The 20114-nt window shown below is 73.5% G+C and carries 5 protein-coding genes; all 5 read left to right on the top strand.

Features of this window, described 5'->3' with window-relative positions; all coding sequences use genetic code 11:
- Nucleotides 1-60: 60 nt before the first annotated feature.
- The 5 genes from VF092_29070 to VF092_29050 are packed head-to-tail and all read left to right on the top strand — an operon-like array spanning nucleotide 61 to nucleotide 20013.
- On the top strand, nucleotides 61-16677 hold the full coding sequence (locus VF092_29070; protein ID HEX6751379.1) for a non-ribosomal peptide synthase/polyketide synthase: 16617 nt from the start codon (nucleotides 61-63) through the stop codon (nucleotides 16675-16677).
- Between the two features lie 7 nt (nucleotides 16678-16684).
- Nucleotides 16685-17461, top strand: coding sequence for a 4'-phosphopantetheinyl transferase superfamily protein (locus VF092_29065; protein HEX6751378.1), 777 nt, complete (start codon nucleotides 16685-16687; stop codon nucleotides 17459-17461).
- A complete protein-coding gene (locus VF092_29060) occupies nucleotides 17458-18555 on the top strand; it encodes a class I SAM-dependent methyltransferase (GenBank protein ID HEX6751377.1) in 1098 nt (365 codons plus the stop codon). Before VF092_29065 ends, VF092_29060 begins: the two co-directional genes overlap by 4 nt.
- A complete protein-coding gene (locus VF092_29055; GenBank protein HEX6751376.1) occupies nucleotides 18552-19748 on the top strand; it encodes a pyridoxal phosphate-dependent aminotransferase in 1197 nt (398 codons plus the stop codon). The genes VF092_29060 and VF092_29055 overlap by 4 nt, the downstream gene beginning before the upstream one ends.
- 1 nt (nucleotide 19749) lies before the next feature.
- A complete protein-coding gene (locus VF092_29050) occupies nucleotides 19750-20013 on the top strand; it encodes a phosphopantetheine-binding protein (protein ID HEX6751375.1) in 264 nt (87 codons plus the stop codon).
- The last annotated feature ends 101 nt before the right edge of the window (nucleotides 20014-20114 follow it).

Raw genomic sequence — 20114 nt, 5'->3', positions numbered from 1 at the left:
CGTCCGCCCGATCCGCGCGCGAGCCGAAGGGCTGGCGGGCCGGCAATCAACGGTGGGTGCATGAAGAGCGAACAAGAGACCGCGGGCCTTGCCCGGGCGCTGGAATGGGTGCGGAACGTCCGAGGCCGCCAGGTCGACCTCGAGCGGATCCGGGCCGCGCTCGTCCAGCATCCCGCGGTCCGTGACGCGGTGGTGGACAACCGCAGGCTAGCGGCCCGCGAGAAGGGCCTGATCGCCTACTACCTGGCCGAGCCCGGCGTCGAAGTGGCAGGGGAGAGCCTCCGCGCGCACATGCTGGGGCACCTGCCCGAGTACATGGTGCCGGGCGGCTACATGCGCCTGGACGCCTTCCCGCGCGCGGAAGACGGCTCCGTGGACCTCGGCGCGCTCCCCGAGCCCGGCGACGACGCCTGGGTCACCCGCGGCTACGAGCCTCCCGTCGGCGAGACGGAGCAGGTGCTGGCGGGGATCTGGGCCGAGGTGCTGGGGATGGAGCGCGTCGGCCGGCACGACAACTTCTTCGAGAACGGCGGTCAGTCGCTGCTGGCCGTGCGCGTGCTTTCGCGCGTGCGCGACGCGCTGGGGCGCGACCTTCCGCCGCAGGTCCTCTTCCTCTGCCCCGTCCTGGCCGACTTCGCCGCGATGGTGGAGCGGACGCCGCCCTCCGCGTTCTCGGAGATCGAGACGGTGGAGCGGGACGGCGACCTGCCGCTCTCCTTCGCGCAGCAGCGGCTGTGGTTCCTGGAACAGCTCGGCAACCTGGGCGGCACCTACCACATCCCGCGCGGCTTCCGCCTGCGCGGCGCGCTGGACCGCGACGCCCTGCTTCGCGCGCTCGACACGCTGGTCGCGCGCCACGAGGCGCTGCGGACCACGTTCGCGCTCGAGGACGGCGCGCCGGTGCAGCGTATCGCGCCGGCGCTGGAAGGCGGCTTCGCGCTGGCCGAGCACGATCTCCGTGGCGACGCGGCCGCGGAGGAGACGCTGGCGCGGCTGACGGCCGAGGAGGCCGTCGCGCCGTTCGACCTGGAGCACGGCCCGCTGCTCCGCGGCCGGCTGGTGCGCATGGCCGAGGACGACCACGTCCTCCTCGTCACCATGCACCACATCGTCTCGGACGGGTGGTCGCTGGGCGTGTTCAGCCGCGAGCTGGGCGCGCTGTACGCCGCGTTCCGCGCGGGGCAGCCCGATCCCCTTCTCCCGCTCCCCGTCCAGTACGCGGACTACGCCGTCTGGCAGCGTGGCTTCGTCGAGGGCGATGTGCTCGAGGCGCAGGCGTCGTACTGGCGCGAGGCGCTGGCCGGCGCGCCCGCGCTGCTCGAGCTCCCCACCGACCGCCCGCGTCCGTTGCGGATGGACCATCGAGGCGGCTCGGTGTCGCTGGAGTTCGACGCGGCGCTGACGGAGGGGCTGCGCTCGCTGGGCCGCCGTCACGGCACCACGCTCTTCATGACGCTGCTGGCGGGATGGGCGACGGTGCTGAGCCGGCTCTCGGGCCAGCGCGACGTGGTCATCGGCGCGCCGACGGCCAACCGCGGGCGGCGCGAGATCGAGGGGCTGATCGGCTTCTTCGTCAACACGCTGGCGCTGCGCTTCGACCTCTCCGCGCGGCCCACGGTGGCGCAGCTGCTGGCGCAGGCCAAGGTCGGCACGCTGGGCGCGCAGCGGAACCAGGACATCCCCTTCGAGCGGGTCGTCGAGATCGCCGATCCCGTGCGCAACCTGGCGCACACGCCGCTCTTCCAGGTGATGTTCACCTGGCACAACAACGACGGCGCGCCGCTGGAGCTTCCCGGCGTTGAGGCCGCGGCGCTCCCCGCGGTTTCGGGGACGACGGCGAAGTTCGACCTGGACCTCTCGCTCGAAGAGGGGAACGACCGCATCTCCGGCCGGCTGGAGTACGCCACCGCGCTGTTCGACGAGGCGACGGTGCTGCGGCACGTGGGCTACTTCCGCCGCGTCCTCGAGCAGATGGTGGCGGACGACACGCTGCGCGTGGACGAGCTGGCGCTGCTCTCGGACGGCGAGCGGCGGCAGGTGGTGGAGGAGTGGAACGCGACGGACTCGCCGTTCCCGGGCCACCGCTGCGTGCACGAGCTGTTCGAGCGGCAGGTGGAGCGCACGCCGCACGCCGTCGCCGCGGAGTTCGAGGGCGAGTCGCTGACCTACGCGGAGCTGAACGCCCGCGCGAACCGCCTCGCGCACCACCTCGCGGGGATGGGCGTCGGGCCGGACGTGCCGGTGGCCGTATGCATGGAGCGCAGCCTGGAGATGGTGGTGGCGCTGCTCGCCGTCATCAAGGCCGGAGGCGCGTACGTGCCGATGGATCCCGGCTACCCCGACGAGCGCCTGCAGTACATGCTCGCCGACAGCGCGCCCGCGCTGCTGCTGACGCACGGCTCGCTGCCGGAGCGCTTCGCGGACGCCACCCTGCCGCTGGTTCGCGTCGATGCCGATGCGGAGGCGTGGGCCGATCAGGCGGAGACGAACCCGGCGCGCGCGGTCACTCCCGAGCACGCGGCGTACGTCATCTACACCTCTGGCTCCACCGGCCGTCCCAAGGGCGTCGTCGTCCCCCATCGCGGTCTCACGCACTACGCCACCTGGGCGGCGAACACCTACGCTGGCGGCCAGGCGAGCACCTTCCCGCTCTACTCGTCGATCGCGTTCGACCTCACCGTCACCTCGATCTACGTCCCCCTCATCACGGGCGGGACGATCGTGGTGTACCGCGAGGGAGAGGCTTCCGATCTCCCCGTCCTGCGGGTGATCGGGGAGGACCGGGTCGACGTCGCTAAGCTGACGCCGGCGCACCTCGCGCTGCTGCAGCAGGGGGATGAGGAGACGCGCCGCCTGGGCGCGCTGATCCTCGGCGGCGAGGACCTGAAGACGGCCGTGGCCGAAGCCGCGCAGCGCGCGCTGGGCGGTGCGGAGATCTACAACGAGTACGGGCCGACCGAGGCGACCGTCGGCTGCATGATCCACCGCTTCGACGCGGAGCGCGATCGTGCGGCATCGGTGCCGATCGGTCGTCCGATCGCCAACTCGCGCATCTACGTGCTGGACGCCTCGGGTGAGCCGGTGCCGGTGGGCGTCACGGGCGAGATCCACATCGGCGGCGTGCAGCTGGCGCGCGGCTACCTGAACCGTCCCGAGCTGACGGCGGAGCGCTTCGTCCCCGACGCGTTCTCCGGCAAGGTGGGCGCGCGGCTGTACCGCACCGGCGACCTGGCGCGCTGGCGGGCGGACGGGATGCTGGAGTACCTGGGCCGCAACGACTTCCAGGTGAAGATCCGCGGCTTCCGCATCGAGCTGGGCGAGATCGAGGCGCGCCTCGCCGACCATCCCGACGTGCGCGAGGCCGTCGTCGTGGCGCGCGAGGACTCGCCGGGCGATAAGCGCCTGGTGGCGTACTACGCGGGCCCGGAGATCGGGATCGACGAGTTGCGCGCGCACCTGGCCGGGCTGCCGGAGCACATGGTCCCCGCCGCCTACGTGCGGCTGGAGGCGCTTCCGCTCACGCAGAACGGCAAGGTCGACCGCCGCGCGCTTCCCGCCCCCGGCGCGGACGCGTACGCGCGGCGCGCCTACGAGCCGCCGGTGGGTGAGACCGAGGAGACGCTGGCGGAGATCTGGGCCGAGGTGCTGGGCGTGGAGCGCGTGGGCCGGCACGACAACTTCTTCGAGCTGGGCGGCCACTCGCTGCTGGTGGTGACGCTGATCGCGCGGATGCGGCCGCACGGGCTGCACGCCGACATCCCCGCGCTGTTCACCGCGCCCACGCTGGCCGAGCTGGCCGCGCTGGTCAGCGGCGAATCCGCCGAGGTGGTCGTCCCCGCCAACGCCATCCCCGCCGGGTGCGATCGCATCCGCCCGGAGATGCTGCCGCTGGTGGAGCTGAGCCAGGGGGAGATCGACCGCATCGTCGCGGGCGTGGAGGGCGGCGCCGCCAACGTGCAGGACATCTACCCGCTGGCCCCGCTGCAGGAAGGCATCCTCTTCCACCACCTGCTGAGCCACGGCGACGACGATCCCTACCTGCTGGTGAGCCTCCTCGGCTTCGCCGGCCGCGAGCGGCTCGACGCGTACCTGGGCGCGCTGCGGGCCATCATCGCCCGCCACGACATCTTCCGCACCGGCGTGGTGTGGGAGGGGCTGCGCGAGCCGGTGCAGGTCGTCTGGCGCTCGGCCGATCTCCCCGTCGACGAGATTCAGCTCGACGGGGCGGAGGGCGACGCGGCCGGCCGGCTGTGGGCGAGCAGCCTGCGGCAGAGCCGGATCGACGTGCGCCGCGCGCCCATGCTGCACGCCTACATCGCCCAGGACGGCGAGGGCGGGTGGCTGCTGTTGCTGCGCATGCACCACCTGGTCAGCGACCACACCACGCTCGAGGTGCTGCAGGCCGAGGTGCAGGCGCACCTGCTGGGGCGCGCGGGCGAGCTTCCCGCGCCGCTGCCGTTCCGCAACTTCGTGGCGCAGGCGCGCGCCGGGCTGACGCCGGCCGAGCACGAGCGCTTCTTCCGCGAGATGCTGGCCGACGTGGCCGAGCCCACCGCGCCGTTCGGCCTGATGGACGTGCTGAGCGACGGGTCGGAGACGCACGAGGCCGAGCGTCACCTGGACTCCGACCTCGCGCTCCGGCTGCGCGCCCGGGCGCGCGCGCTGGGGGTGAGCGCGGCCAGCCTCTTCCACGTCGCCTGGGCGCAGGTGCTGTCGCGCGCGTCGGGGCAGCCGGACGTGGTGTTCGGCACCCTCCTCTTCGGCCGCATGCAAGGCGGCGAGGGCGCCGACCGCGTGCTCGGTGTGTTCATCAACACCCTTCCCGTCCGCGTGCGCGTCGACGGGCAGGGCGTGGAGGACGCCGTCCGCGACACGCATCGCACCCTCGCGCGGCTGCTGCGGCACGAGCACGCGTCGCTGGCGCTGGCGCAGCGCTGCAGCGGCGTGCAGGCGCCCACCCCGCTCTTCACCACCCTGCTCAACTACCGCCACGGCTACGGCGACGGCGGCTCGGGCGGCATCCGCGTGGACGAGGCGGAGAGCCGGCAGGCGTGGGACGGGATCCGCATGCTGCGCGGCGAGGAGCGGACCAACTATCCGCTCACGCTGTCGGTGGACGACTGGGGCGAGGGCTTCACGCTGACGCCGCAGGTCGACGTCTCGATCGATCCGGCGCGGATCTCCGAGCTGATGCACGCCGCGCTGGAGCGGCTGGTCGACGCGCTGGAGACGGCGCCGGAGACGGCCGTCGCCGCGGTCGACGTGCTGCCGGAGAGCGAGCGTCGGCTCGTCGTCGACGCGTGGAACCGCAGGGAGATGGCGCCCGCGCGCGAGCGCTGCGCCCCCGACCTGTTCGAGGAGCACGCCGCGCGCGCCCCCGAGGCGATCGCCGTCGTCGCCGGCGAGGTGGAGCTGACGTACGGCGAGCTGAACCGGCGCGCCAACCGCCTGGCGCACCACCTGGCCGCGCGCGGCGTGGGGCCGGACGTCCGCGTCGCCCTGTGCGTGGAGCGCGGGGCGGAGATGATGGTGGCGCTGCTGGGCGTGCTGAAGGCCGGCGGCGCGTACGTGCCGCTGGACCCCAGCCATCCCGCCGAGCGCATCGCCGCCGTGCTGCAGGACGCCGCCCCCGCGCTGGTGCTGACGCAGTCGCACCTCGCGGACGCGCTGGCCGGCTTCGGCGTGCCGCTGGTCGACCTCTCCGCGCCGGAGGCGTTTGCCGGCGAGCCTGACGTCAATCCCGCCCGCGCGGGGCTGACGCCGCGGCACGTGGCGTACGTGATCTACACCTCGGGCTCCACCGGCACGCCCAAGGGGGTGATGGTCGAGCACCGCTCGCTGTGCATGCAGGTGGAGGGGCTGCAGGCGGGACTGGGGATCGGCCCCGGCGACCGCGTGCTGCAGTTCGCGCCGGTGACCTTCGACGCGTCGGTGGAGCAGATCTTCGGGGCGATCCTGTCCGGCGCCGCGTCGGTGCTGCGCAGCGACGCCTGGCTGGAGAGCGCCGAGACCTTCTGGGCCCGCTGCGAGCGCCACGGGGTGACGGTGACCGACCTCCCCGTGCGCTTCTGGCAGCTGCTGGTGGGCGAGGAGGGCGTGGCCATCCCCCCCTGCGTGCGCCTGGTGGAGACCGGCGGCGAGGCCGTGGAGCCCGCGATGCTGGCGGCCTGGTTCCGCCGCGGCGGCTATCTCCCCGAGCTGCGCAACCTCTACGGCCCCACCGAGGCCACGGTCAACGCGACGCTCCAGGAGGTCACGCGCGACCCGCAGAGCTGGCGCTCGATCGGCCGGCCGGTGCTGCATGCGCGCGTGTACGTGCTCGACGAGCAGGGCCGCCCCGCGCCCGTGGGCGTGGCGGGCGAGATCCACGTGGGCGGCGGCCAGGTGGCGCGTGGCTACCTGAACCGCCCCGAGCTGACGGCGGAGAAGTTCGTCGCCGACCCGTTCTCGGGCGAGCCCGGCGCGCGGCTGTACCGCACGGGCGACCTGGCGCGCTGGCGGGCAGACGGGACGCTGGAGTTCCTGGGCCGCACCGACTTCCAGGTGAAGATCCGCGGCTTCCGCATCGAGCTGGGCGAGATCGAGGCGAAGCTGGCCGACCACCCCGACGTGCGCGAGACCGTGGTCGTCGCGCGCGAGGACGCGCCGGGCGAGAAGCGTCTCGTGGCGTACTGGGCGGGCGAGGGCGAGGTGGATGCCGCCGCGCTGCGCGAGCACCTGGCCGCGCGCCTGCCGGAGTACATGGTCCCCGCCGCCTTCGTGCGGCTGGAGGCGCTGCCGATGACCCCCAGCGGGAAGGCGGACCGCAAGGCGCTGCCCGCGCCGGAGAGCGACGCCTGGTCCACGCGCGAGTTCGTCGCCCCGATGGGGGAGACGGAGGAGGCGCTGGCGGAGATCTGGGCCGAGGTGCTCGGCGTCGACCGCGTCGGCCGCAACGACCACTTCTTCGAGCTGGGCGGGCACTCGCTGCTGGCGGTGCAGGCCATCACCCGCGTGCGCGAGGCGCTGCAGGCGGAGATTCCTCTGCGCGCCCTCTTCGAGCGCCCCGTGCTGGCCGACTTCACCCGCGCGCTCGGAGACGCGGTCCACACCGAGCTCGCCCGCATCGAGGCGGTCGAGCGCGGGGCCGACCTGCCGCTGTCGTTCGGGCAGCAGCGGCTCTGGTTCCTGGAGCAGTTCGGCGGGCTGGGGAGCGCGTACCAGATGCGCTGGCGCCGCCGTCTGCGCGGCGCGCTGGACCGCGACGCGCTGGTGCGCGCGCTGGACGCACTGGTCGCCCGGCACGAGACGCTGCGGACCACCTTCCCGCGGGTGGACGGCGCGCCGGTGCAGCGCATCGCGCCGGCGGCGGAGAGCCGCTTCCCGCTGGTGGAGATCGACCTGACCCGCGACGCCGGCGCCGAGGACGCGCTGGTACGGGTGCTGGCGGAGGAGGCCACGGCGCGCTTCGACCTGGAGCAGGGCCCGCTGGTGCGCGGCCGGCTGATCCGCATGGCGCCGGACGACCACGTCCTGCTGGTCACCGTGCACCACATCATCTTCGACGGCTGGTCGTCGGACGTCTTCGGCCGCGAGCTGGGCGCGCTCTACGCCGCCTTCCGCGCGGGCGAGCCGAATCCCCTCTCCCCCCTCCCCATCCAGTACGCCGACTACGCCGCGTGGCAGCGGCGCTGGATCGAGGGCGAGGTGCTGGAGACCCAGGCGGCGTACTGGCAGCGGAAGCTGGCCGGCGCGCCGGCGCTCCTCGAGCTCCCCACGGATCGGCCGCGTCCCGCGCGGATGGACCACGCGGGCGCCTCGGTGTGGGTGGAGCTGGACGAGGAGCTGACGGCGGGGCTGAAGGCGCTGTCGCTGCGCCACGGCACCACGCTGTTCATGACGCTGCTGGCCGGGTGGGCGGCCACGCTCGGCCGTCTCTCGGGCCAGGGCGACGTCGTCGTCGGCTCGCCGTCGGCCGACCGCGGGCGGCGCGAGGTGGAGGGGCTGATCGGCTTCTTCGTCAACACGCTGGCGCTGCGCGTCGACCTCTCCGACACGCCCACCGTGGCCGAGCTGCTGCGGCAGGTGAAGGCGGCCACGCTCGAGGCGCAGCAGAACCAGGACATCCCCTTCGAGCGCGTGGTGGAGCTGGTCGACCCGGTGCGCAGCCTGGCGCACACGCCGCTCTTCCAGGTGATGTTCGTCTGGCAGACCAACGACCTGGGCACGACGGAGCTGCCGGGGCTGGAGCCGGCGCCGCTGCCGTCCGTCTCCGGCGCCACCGCCAAGTTCGACCTGGCGCTGTCGCTGGAGGAGGGCGCCAGCCGCATCGCGGGCGAGCTGCAGTACGCCACCGCGCTGTTCGACGAGGCCACGGTGGTGCGCTACCTGGGCTACCTGCGCCGCGTGCTGCGGCAGATGGTAGCCGACGACCGCCTGCGCGTGGACGAGCTGACGCTCCTCTCCGACGCCGAGCGGCGGGAGGTGGTGGAGGAGTGGAACGCCACGGAAGCCGAGTACGCGTCCGACGCGTGCATCCATCAGCTCTTCGAGCGGCAGGCGGAGCGCACGCCGGACGTCGTCGCCGTGGAGTTCGAGGGCGAGACGATCACCTACGGCGAGCTGAATCGCCGGGCGAACCGCCTGGCGCACGATCTCGCCGCGCGCGGCGTGGGGCCGGACGGCCGCGTGGCCATCTGCATGGAGCGCAGCCTGGAGACAGTGGTGGCGCTGCTCGGCGTGCTGAAGGCCGGCGGTGCGTACGTGCCGCTGGACCCGGCGTATCCCGAGGACCGGCTGCGCTTCATGCTGGCCGACAGCGCGCCCGCGGCGGTGGTGACGCACGCCGGGCAGCGGGTGGCGGCCGAGTCGCTCTTCGCGGAGATGGAGATTCCCGTCGTCGCCCTCGGCGGCGGCGCGGAGGCGAACGGACCGGACTGGGATCCGCAGCCGGCGGGGCTGACCCCCGACCACCTGGCGTACGTCATCTATACCTCCGGCTCGACGGGGCATCCGAAGGGCGTGCTCGTCCCGCACCGGGGCGTGGTGAACTTCTTCGGCTGGATGCGGAAGGTCTGGGTGACGTCGCCCGACGACCGGATCCTGCAGCGCTGGCCGGTGGCCTTCGACGCGTCGGTTCCCGCCTTCTTCGTTCCGCTGCTGGCCGGCGCCCGCCTGGTGCTGCCGCGCGAGCGCGAGGCGATGGACCCGTCGGAGCTGATCGACCTGGTGGCGCGCCACGGGATCACCTCGCTGGGGGTGGTGCCCGAGCTGCTGCGCGCCCTCCTGCGGCATCCCCGCTTCGGCGAGCTGGCCTCGCTGCGCAACGTGAACTGCGCCGGCGACGCGCTTCCCGCCGAGCTGGCCGAGGAGTTCCGCGGCCGCCTGGGCGTGAGCCTGCGCAACATGTACGGCGCCACCGAGGCGTCGATCGTCTCCACCTCGATCCTCTACGAGGCGGGGAACTCCGGGGCGATCGTCCCCATCGGCCGGCCGCTGGACAACAACCGCGTCTACGTGCTCGACCGGCGCGGCGACCCCGTCCCCGCCGGCGTGCCGGGCGAGGTCTACATCGGCGGCGTGCAGGTGGCGCGCGGCTACCTGAACCGGCCCGAGCTGACCGCCGAGCGCTTCGTCCCCGATCCGTTCGGCCGCGAGCCGGGCGCGCGCCTGTACCGCACGGGCGACCTGGGCCGCTGGCGCGCCGACGGCGCGCTCGACTTCCTGGGGCGCGCCGACTTCCAGGTGAAGATCCGCGGCTTCCGCGTGGAGCTGGGCGAGATCCAGTCGCGCCTCCTCGAGCACCCGTCGGTGTGCGAGGCCGTCGTCATCGCCCGCAGGGATGGCCCGGGCGACCAGCGCCTGGTCGCCTACTGCGTCGGCGCCGAGGACGTCGACGTCGCCGCGCTGCGGGCGCACCTGGCCGCGCGGCTGCCGGAGCACATGGTCCCCGCCGCCTACGTGTGGCTGGACCACATCCCGCTCGGCTCCAGCGGCAAGGTGGACCGCCGCGCGCTTCCCGCGCCGGCCGAGGACGCCTACGCGCGCCGCGCCTACGAGCCGCCGGTGGGGACGACCGAGGAGGTGCTGGCGGGGATCTGGTGCGAGGTGCTGGGCACCGAGCGCGTGGGGCGGCACGACAGCTTCTTCGACCTGGGCGGCCACTCGCTGCTCGCGGTGCAGGTGACCAGTCGCGTGCGCGAGGCGCTGGGTGCCGAGGTGGCGCTGCGCGACGTCTTCGAGCGCCCCGTCCTTTCCGACTTCGCGCGCGCGGTCGACGCCGCGGCGCACGCCGAGCTTCCCGCGATCGAGGTCGCCGAGCGGGAATCCGATCTGCCCCTCTCCTTCGCGCAGCAGCGGCTCTGGTTCCTGGAGCAGCTGGGCAACCTGGGGAGCACCTACCACGTGCCGCGCCGCCGCCGCCTGCGTGGCGAGCTGGACCGCGACGCGCTGGTGCGCGCGCTCGATGCGCTGGTCGCGCGGCACGAGGTGCTGCGCACGTCGTTCGCGCAGGTGGACGGCGCGCCGGTGCAGCGCATCGCATCCGAGACGCGTTTCGCTCTCATCGAGCACGACCTGACGGCTGATCCCGCGGCGGAGGAGACGCTGGCGGGACTGATGGAGGACGAGGCCGAGGCGCCGTTCGACCTGGAGCACGGGCCGCTGATCCGCGGCCGGCTCATCCGCATGGCGGCGGACGACCACGTCCTCCTCATCACCATGCACCACATCGTCTCCGACGGATGGTCGTCGGGGGTGTTCAGCCGCGAGCTTGGCGCGCTCTACGCCGCCTTCCGCGCGGGCGGGGAGAATCCCCTTCCGCCGCTGCCGATCCAGTACGCGGACTACGCCGTCTGGCAGCGCCGCTGGATCGAGGGCGAGGTGATCGAGGCGCAGGCGTCGTACTGGCGCCAGGCGCTGGCCGGCGCGCCGGCGCTGCTGGAGCTGCCGGCGGACCGTCCTCGCCCGGCGCGGATGGACCACACCGGCGCGTCCGTCCGCGTGGAGCTGGACGAGACGCTGACCGCGGCGCTGAAGGCGCTCTCCCGGCGCCACGGGACGACGCTGTACATGACGCTGCTGGCCGGGTGGGCGGCCGTCCTCAGCCGTCTCTCCGGCCAGGCGGACGTCGTCGTCGGCTCGCCCTCGGCCAACCGTGGGCGGCGCGAGATCGAGGGGCTGATCGGCTTCTTCGTCAACACCCTCGCCCTGCGCGTGGACGTCTCGGGCTCGCCGACGGTGGCGGAGCTGCTGGGGCGGGTGAAGGCGCGCTCGCTGGGCGCGCAGGCCAACCAGGACATCCCCTTCGAGCGCGTGGTGGAGGTGGTCGATCCCGCGCGCAGCGTGGCGCACGCCCCGCTCTTCCAGGTGATGCTCTCACTGCAGAACAATCCCGGCGGCGCGCTGGAGTTCCCGGGGCTGGAGATGCAGCAGCTCCCCGGCACGTCGGCGGTGATGGCCAAGTTCGACCTCTCCCTCTCGCTCGAGGAGGAGAGCGGCCGCATCGAGGGCGAGCTGGAGTACGCCACCGCGCTGTTCGACGAGGGCACGGTGCGGCGCTACGCGGGCTACCTGCGCCGCGCGCTGCAGCAGATGGCCGCCGACGACACCCTGCGCGTGGACGAGCTGGCGCTCCTTTCCGGCGCCGAGCGCTCGTTCGTGGTGGACGAGTGGAACGCCACGGAGATGGAGTATCCGCGCGAGGCGACCATCCACGAGCTGGTCGAGCGCCAGGCGGAGCGCACGCCCGACGCGGTGGCGCTGGTGTTCCACGACGACGAGGTGACGTACGCCGAGCTGAACCGCCGGGCGAACCGGGTGGCGCACCACCTCGCGGCGCGGGGCGTGGGCCCGGACGTCCGCGTGGCCGTCTGCCTGGAGCGCAGCCCCGAGATGGTGGTGGCGATGCTCGGCGTGCTGAAGGCCGGCGGGGCGTACGTGCCGCTGGACCCGGCGTATCCCGAGGACCGGCTGCGCTACATGCTCGAGGACAGCGCGCCGGCGTGCGTGCTGGCCGACGCCGCCCAGCGCGGGACGATGGCGGATCTCGTTGCCGGGCTGGACGTCCCCGTCCTCTCCATTGGCGAGGCGGCGGACGGGCCGGAGTCGAACCCGGCGCGGGCGGGAGTGGGGCCGGAGAATCTGGCGTACGTGATCTACACCTCGGGCTCCACCGGGCGCCCCAAGGGGGTGATGAACACGCACGGCAACGTGGTGCAGCGCGTGTCGTGGGCGCAGGCCGCGTGGCGGCTGGGTCAGGACGAGACGATGCTGAGCCACACCACGCTCAGCTTCGACGGCTCGATCCGCGAGCTGGTGTGGCCGCTGACGGTGGGCGCGCGGATCGTGCTGGCCGAGGGCGCGCGCCCCGACCCCGAGGCGCTCGTGCGGCTGATGCGGCGCGAGGGCGTCACCGCGCTGAATGCCGTCCCCGCGCTCCTGCAGCTGCTGGTCGACCGTCCCGAGGTGGCGAGCCTGGCCAGGGTGCGCCGCGTGCTGTGCGGCGGCGACGTGCTCCCCGGCTCGCTGCTGGCGCGGTCGCGCGAGCGGCTCTCCGGCGCCACCATCCACAACCTCTACGGCCCGTCCGAGGCCGCCACGGCCGTCGCCGCGCTGGACTGTGGGGGGATGACGGACGCGCGGGTGCCGATCGGCCGCCCGATGGCCAACAGCCGCACGTATCTCCTCGACCGCTCCGGCCAGCCCGTGCCCGTCGGCGTGGCCGGCGAGCTGTACATCGGCGGCGCCAGCGTGGCGCGTGGATACCTGGGCCGGGCCGCGCTGACGGCCGAGCGCTTCGTCCCCGATCCGTTCGGGCGCGAGCCCGGCGCGCGCCTGTACCGCACGGGCGACCTGGCGCGCTGGCGGCCCGACGGGATGCTGGAGTTCCTGGGCCGCAACGACTTCCAGGTGAAGGTGCGCGGCTTCCGGGTGGAGCTGGGCGAGATCGAGGCGCGCCTGGCCGAGCACCCCTCCGTGCGCGAGGCCGTGGTGGCGGCGCGCGAGGATGCGCCGGGCGACCAGCGCCTGGTGGCGTACTACCTGGGCGCCGACGCCGGGGCCGAGGCGCTGCGGGCGCACCTGGGCGAGCGGCTCCCCGAGCACATGGTGCCCGCCGCCTACGTGCGGCTGGAGAGCCTGCCACTGACCCCCACCGGCAAGCTGGACCGCCGCGCGCTTCCCGCGCCGGCCGAGGACGCCTACGCCCGCCGCGCCTACGAGGCGCCGGTGAGCGAGGCCGAGGCCGCGGTGGCCGCCATCTGGGCGGAGCTGCTGGGCGTGGAGCGCGTGGGGCGCAACGACGGCTTCTTCGAGCTGGGCGGCCACTCGCTGCTGGCGGTGCAGGTCATCTCCCGCGTCCGTGAGGCGCTGGGCACCGAGGTGTCGCTGCTGGACCTGTTCGAGCGCCCTGTGCTGGCCGACTTCGCGCGCGGCGCCGAGTCCTCGCGCCGCAGCGCGCTGCCGGCGATCACCCCGCGCGTGCACGGTGTGCATCCGCCGCTGAGCTACGCGCAGCAGCGGATGTGGTTCCTGGATTCGCTGGGCGCCGACGCCTGGGCGTACCGCATCTTCCACGCGACCCGTCTCCGCGGCGAGCTGGACGAGGTCGCGCTGGAGCGGGCGCTGGCCCGGATCGTGGCGCGGCACGAGGCGCTGCGCACCCGCTTCGTGCAGGTGGACGGCGTTCCCCGCCAGCGCATCGCCTCGGTCGAGGAGCACGCCTTCGCGCTGGAGCTCGACGACCTGCAGGGCGTGGAGGACGTGGACGGGGCGCTGCAGCTGGCGATGGCGGCGGAGTCCACCGCGCCGCTGGACCTGGAGCACGGTCCGCTCTTCCGCGCCCGCCTGGTCCGCCTGGCGGCCGACGAGCACGTGCTGCTGGTCACCCTGCACCACATCGTCTTCGACGGCTGGTCGTCGGGGGTGTTCCACCGCGAGCTGGGCGAGCTGTACGCCGCCTACCGCGCGGGCAGGCCCGATCCCCTTCCGCCGCTTCCCATCCAGTACGCCGACTACGCCGTCTGGCAGCGGCGCGCCCTCGACGACGCCACGCTCGAGGCGCAGGCCCGGTGGTGGACCGAGACGCTGCAGGGCGTCCCCGCCGTCCTCACCCTGCCGACCGACCGCCCGCGCCCCGAGCGGCCGGACTTCGCCGGCGCGGTGCTGCGCGGGATCGAGCTGGACGAGACGCTGACCGCGGGGCTGAAGGCGCTCTCCCGGCGGCATGGGACGACGATGTACATGACGCTGCTCGCCGGGTGGGCCACGGTGCTGAGCCGGCTCGCCGGGCAGGAAGACGTCGTAGTCGGCACACCCACGGCCAACCGCGGGCAGCGCGAGATCGAGGGGCTGATCGGCTTCTTCGTGAACACGCTGGCGCTGCGCGTGGGGGTGGGCGGTTCGCCCACCGTGGCCGATCTCCTCAAGCAGGTGAAGGCCACCACGCTGGGGGCGCAGCAGAACGGCGACATCCCCTTCGAGCGGGTGGTGGAGCTGGTGGACCCGGTGCGCAGCCTGGCGCACAACCCGCTCTTCCAGGTGATGTTCACCGTCCAGAACAACCCCGGCGGCCCGCTGGAGCTGCCGGAGCTGGACGCGTCGCCCGTGGGCGGCGAGGCGGCGGCGACCGCGCGGTACGACCTGGCCCTCACCCTCTCCGAGGTGGAGGGGCGGATGCGCGGCGTCCTGCTCTACGCCACCGCGCTGTTCGACGAGGAGACGGTGCGGCGCTACGTCGGCTACCTGCGCCGGGTGCTGGAGCAGATGGTGGCGGACGACGCGCAGCCCGTGGCCGCGCTGGCGCTGGCCGACGAGGGCGAGCGGGCGCGGGTGGTGGAGGAGTGGAACCGCACCGACTCGGCGTACGAGGGCGGCCTGTGCATCCACGAGCTATTCGAGCGGCAGGTTGAGCGCACGCCCGACGCCGTCGCCGTCGTCTTCGAGGACGAGTCGCTCACCTACGCCGAGCTGAACCGGCGGGCGAACCGGGTTGCGCACCACCTCCGCGCGCTGGGCGTGGGGCCCGACGCGCGGGTGGCCGTGTGCATGGAGCGCAGCGCGGAGATGCCGGTGGCGCTCTTCGGCGTGCTCAAGGCCGGCGGCGCGTACGTGCCGCTGGACCCCGACTATCCGTCGGATCGCCTGCGCTACATGCTGGCCGACAGCGCGCCGGCGGCGGTGCTGACGAAGACGCGGCAGCGCGACGGTCTGGCTTCGATCTTCGAGGGTCTGGAGATGCCGGTCGTCGCGGTCGATGGAGATCTCCCCGCCGGGCCGGAGACGAACCCGGCGCGGATGGGGAGCCCGGCGAACCTGGCGTACGTGATCTACACCTCCGGCTCCACGGGCAAGCCCAAGGGGGTGATGAACACGCACGCCAACGTGGCCAACGCCCTGGCCTGGGCGCAGGAGACGTGGGCGCTCGGCGGCGGCGACGCCATGCTGCAGCGGATGTCGTCGAGCTTCGACGTCTCCGTGCGCGAGTTCTTCTGGCCGCTGACCGTGGGCGCGCGGCTCGTCGTCGTGCGCCCCGAGGGGCACCGCGACCCGGCCCACCTGGTGGAGCTGATCCGCCGCGCCGGCGTCACCACGGCCACCTTCCCGCCGTCGATGCTGCTGGAGTTCCTCGAGCATCCGGACGTCGCCGGCTGCACCAGCCTGAGGCAGGTCCTCAGCGGCGGCGAGCCGCTGCCGGCGGGGCTGATGGGGCGGCTGCGCTCGCGGCTGCCGGGCGTCACGCTGGACCACATGTACGGGCCGACCGAGGCGACCGTCGCCGTCACCCGGCGGCGCCCCGTCGAGGGCGAGGCGGTCGGCGCCAGCCTGGGTCGTCCGACGCCGAACTGCCGCATCTACGTGCTCGACGAGAGGGGTGCGCCGGCGCCGGTGGGCGTCACGGGCGAGATCCTGATCGGCGGGGTGCAGGTGGCGCGCGGCTACCTGGACCGGCCGGCGCTGACGGCCGAGCGCTTCGTCCCCGACCCGTTCGCGGGCGGCGGCGCGCGGCTCTACCGCACGGGCGACCTCGGCCGCTGGCGCGCCGACGGCACGCTCGAGTTCCAGGGCCGCGCCGACTTCCAGGTGAAGATCCGCGGCTTCCGCGTGGAGCTGGGCGAGATCGAGGCCAAGCTGGCCGCCCACCCGGCGGTGCGCGAGGCCGTCGTCGCCGCGCGCGAGGACGAGCCGGGGCTGCAGCGCCTCGTCGCCTACTACGTGGGCCCGGAGGTCGGGGCCGAGGTGCTGCGCACCCACCTGGGCGAGCAGCTGCCGGAGTACATGGTGCCCGCGGCGTACGTGCGGCTGGAGCGGCTCCCGCTCACCACCAGCGGCAAGGTGGACCGCCGCGCCCTGCCCGCGCCCGACGCGGACGCCTATGCCCGGCGCGCCTGGGAGGCGCCCGAGGGGGAGACGGAGGAGCTGCTGGCGGAGATCTGGGCCGAGGTGCTGGGGGTGGCCCGCGTCGGCCGGAACGACGACTTCTTCGAGCTGGGCGGCCACTCCCTGCTGGTGGTGCGGGTGGCCACGCGCATCCGCGACGAGGTGGGGGTGGACCTGGGGATGAGGGAGATCTTCGAGGCGCCGGTGCTGGCCACGCTGGCCGAGCGGGTGGTGGACGCGCAGCTGGCCCAGTTCGACCCCGAGGAGCTCGCGCGCCTGGCCGAGGCGGCCGGCGAATCGTTCTCCTTCCCCTCCGCCTGAGGTCACCGTGCCCGTATCGCTGAACACCCTCACCGGGCGGCACGCGCGCGCCAGCCGCCTGGCCCACCGCCTCCGGGCGATCCTTCCCGCGGGCGCGGCGCTCGACGTCCACGAGATCGGCGACCACCACCACGCGCTCCATCCCGTGGAGCGCCAGGCGGTGGCGCGGGCGGTGCCGCAGCGGGTGCGCGAGTTCTCCACCGGGCGGCGGTGCGCCCGGGCCGCGCTCTCGGCGCTGGGGCTGCCCCACCGCGCCATCCCCGTGGGCGCCAACCGCGAGCCGGTGTGGGCCAAGGGGTACGTGGGCACCATCTCCCACAGCCGCGAGATCTGCCTGGCGGTGGCGGCGCGGACCGACGACGTCCCCGCGCTGGGGGCCGACCTGGACTCGATCGAGCCGCTCTCGCCCGAGCTGCGCGGGCTGATCTGCACCGTGGAGGAGCTGCGCGCCGCGCCCGCGTGGTCCGGCGGCGGGATCGATCCCTACAAGGTGATCTTCTCCGCGAAAGAGGCGCTGTACAAGGCGCTCTATCCCCACGCGCGCCGCTTCATCGACTTCCTCGAGGTCGGCATCCGGCTCGACGTGGCCGTGGGGCGGTGGCGCGTGGCCTCGCTCCCGGCCGACCTGCGCGGGTGGGCGGCCATGCCGGTGGAGGGGCGCTTCCTGGTCGTCGACCGCGACCTGGTGACGCTGGCGTGGGCCACGCGCGTTCCCCGGGCCGAGCCGCTCCCCCGGCTTCCGCTGGGCTTCCATCTTCCTGACAACCAAGAGGTATTCGAATGACCATCGACCTTCTGGACGAGGGCCGCGAGGCGGCTACGCTCCTGGGAACGGACCGCTCGCTGATGCCCGAGATCCGGGAGCTGGTCACCCACTACTTCCTGTGCCAGGCGCTGCTGGCCCTGTGGGACAACGGCTTCTACGAGTACGCCAAGTCGCACCCGCGCTTCACCGTGGACGAGGTGGTGGCGGAGCTGGCGGTGGACCGCACCGTCTTCGAGACCTGCATCGTCTACCTGAACGCGCTCGGCTTCCTCACCCGCGACGGCGAGCACTACGGTCTCTCCGAGCGCGGTCGGAAGTACCACAACAGCTACTTCCGCGGGCTGATCGACCTGTACGTGGGCGGCTACGGCGGCATCCTCCAGAACCTGAACCGCGCCGCGCGGGGCGAGATCCAGCTCTCCGACCTGCACCGCTCGACCAAGCACGCGGCCAAGGGGACGGAGGAGATCAACTGCATCTCCGGGATCCCCAAGGTGCTTTCGGTGATGCAGGAGATCGGCGCGTCGCGGGTGCTGGACCTGGGGTGCGGGACCGGCGGGTTCCTGATCCAGCTGGCGCGCCAGTTCGACGGGCTGCAGGCGATCGGGGTGGACATGGACGCCGACGCGGTGGAGATGGCCCGCGAGCACGCCCGCGACTTCGGGCTGGAGAACCGCATCGCCTGGCACGTGGCCGAGCTCGGGCCCGACGGCCTGCCGCTTCCCGCCAGCATCGCCGACGGCGTGGACGTGGTGACCGCGATGTACATCCTGCACGAGATGGGTCGCGGCGGGCGCCAGGCCATCGTCGAGACCCTCACGTCGCTGCGCAAGACGCTCCCGGGGCGGCACTTCATCTTCTTCGAGAGCGAGCCGCCCGACGTCGACGGGCTGGCGGCGGACCCCGCCGGGCAGACCGGGGCGCTGAACTACTGGTTCATCCACCCGCTTTCGCTGCAGGGCTCGCCCCGCTGGCCCGACGACTGGCGCGGCATCGTGGAGGACGCCGGCTGCACGCTGATCCGCCACGAGCTGATCTCGCCCAACGCGCGGCTGCGCTTCTACCTGGGCAAGCTCGGCAACGGGAACGGCAACGGAGCGGCGCACTCGTGAGCGCCGTCCTCTCCGCCGTCCCCTCCCTCCCGCTGGAGACGGAGCGGCGCGTCCTCGGGCCGTCCGCACGCGCCGCGCGGCTGAGCACCTCGGCGCTGCGGCGGCTCCTCTCCATCCGCCGGGAAGACTCGGTCGACCTGTCGGTGGGCGAGCCGCGCCAGGGCCCGTCCGCGGAGCTGCTGGAGGCGGGGTTCGGGGCGTACCTGCGCGAGCCGCTGGGCTACACCATCGGCGCGGGCGACCCGGAGCTGCGCGAGGCGGTGCGCGCCCACCACGGGTTCGGCCACGTCACCTCCGTCGACCAGGTCGTCATCACCGTGGGGGCGATGGAGGGGCTGTTCGCCGCGCTGGGCGCCGTGGCCGACCCGGGCGACCAGGTGATCGTGGTGGAGCCGAACTTCTGGTGCTTCCGCCGCATCGCCGAGATCCTCGGGATCGAGGTGGTGGCCGCGCCCTGCTCGCCCGACGAGGGGTTCGACCTGGACCTTAACGCCATCGCCGGGCTGATCGGCCCGCGCACGCGCGCCGTGGTCCTCTCCAACCCGTGCAATCCCACGGGACGGACCTTCTCCCGCGAGCAGGTGGAGGGGCTGGTGCGCGTGACCGAGGCCAGCGGGTGCTGGATCGTGGCCGACGAGATCTACCGCGAGCTCTTCTACGGCCGCTGCCCGACCTCGATGGGCGAGCTGACCGACCGGGCCATCGTGGTGGGCGGCCTCTCCAAGTGCTGCTCGCTGATGGGGATGCGGCTGGGCTGGGTGCTCTCGCCGCGCGCGCTGGCCCAGGCGACGAACGCGATCCACACCTACACGGTGATGTGCGCCAGCTCCGTCTCGCAGATCGTGGCGCGCGAGGCGTTCCGCGATCCGCGCTGGCTCTCCTACACGCGCGACGAGCTCTCCGCCAAGCGCCTCCTCCTGTGCCGGGCGATCGACGAGGAGCTGGGGCTTCCCTCCACGCCGTCGGAGGGCTCGCTCTTCGTCTTCCTCGACGTGCGGGGGATCACCTCCGACTCGAACGCGCTGGCCGAGGCGCTGGCGCGCGACGCCGGCGTGGTCACCCTCCCCGGGATCTTCTTCGGCCAGGCCGGCGAGGGCTTCCTGCGCCTCTCCTTCGGGGCCACCGAGGAGCACATCGTGGAGGGCGTCCGCCGGATGCGCGACTTCCTCCCCCACTTCAACGGACGCGCCTGAGATGGATGCCACTCTGCTGACCGCCGACGCCACCGACGCCCGCGTGCTCAAGGCCATCCGCCGCGTGCTGGGCCACCCCGCCGCGCTCGAGGTGCCGATGGACACCGAGCTGAAGACGCTGGGCCTCGACTCCATGCGGATCATCGACCTGCTGCTGGAGGTGGAGACCGAGTTCGGCGTGACGTTCACCGACGACCTGCTGATGCCGGAGACCTTCAGGACGCCGGCGACGCTCCGCGCGGCCGTGGTGTCGCTGCAGGGCTGACCGCGCCGCCAGCCTCACACCGAATCTGCGGATTGATCGGGCGATCTGACCCAACAGAATGACTCACACGGAGGGAACGGAGGAAACGGAGGGATGATGAG

The organism is Longimicrobium sp., assembly GCA_036377595.1.
Classification (GTDB): Bacteria; Gemmatimonadota; Gemmatimonadetes; order Longimicrobiales; family Longimicrobiaceae; genus Longimicrobium.
The sequence above is the reverse complement of the archived record's forward strand: the minus strand, read 5'-3'. Positions and strand labels throughout refer to the sequence as shown.

Excerpts from the sequence above, each read along its gene's own strand:
- VF092_29050 (HEX6751375.1), top strand. The coding sequence starts at position 19,750 with ATGGATGCCACTCTGCTGACCGCCGACGCCACCGACGCCCGCGTGCTC.
- VF092_29070 (HEX6751379.1), top strand. The coding sequence starts at position 61 with ATGAAGAGCGAACAAGAGACCGCGGGCCTTGCCCGGGCGCTGGAATGG.
- VF092_29060 (HEX6751377.1), top strand. The coding sequence starts at position 17,458 with ATGACCATCGACCTTCTGGACGAGGGCCGCGAGGCGGCTACGCTCCTG.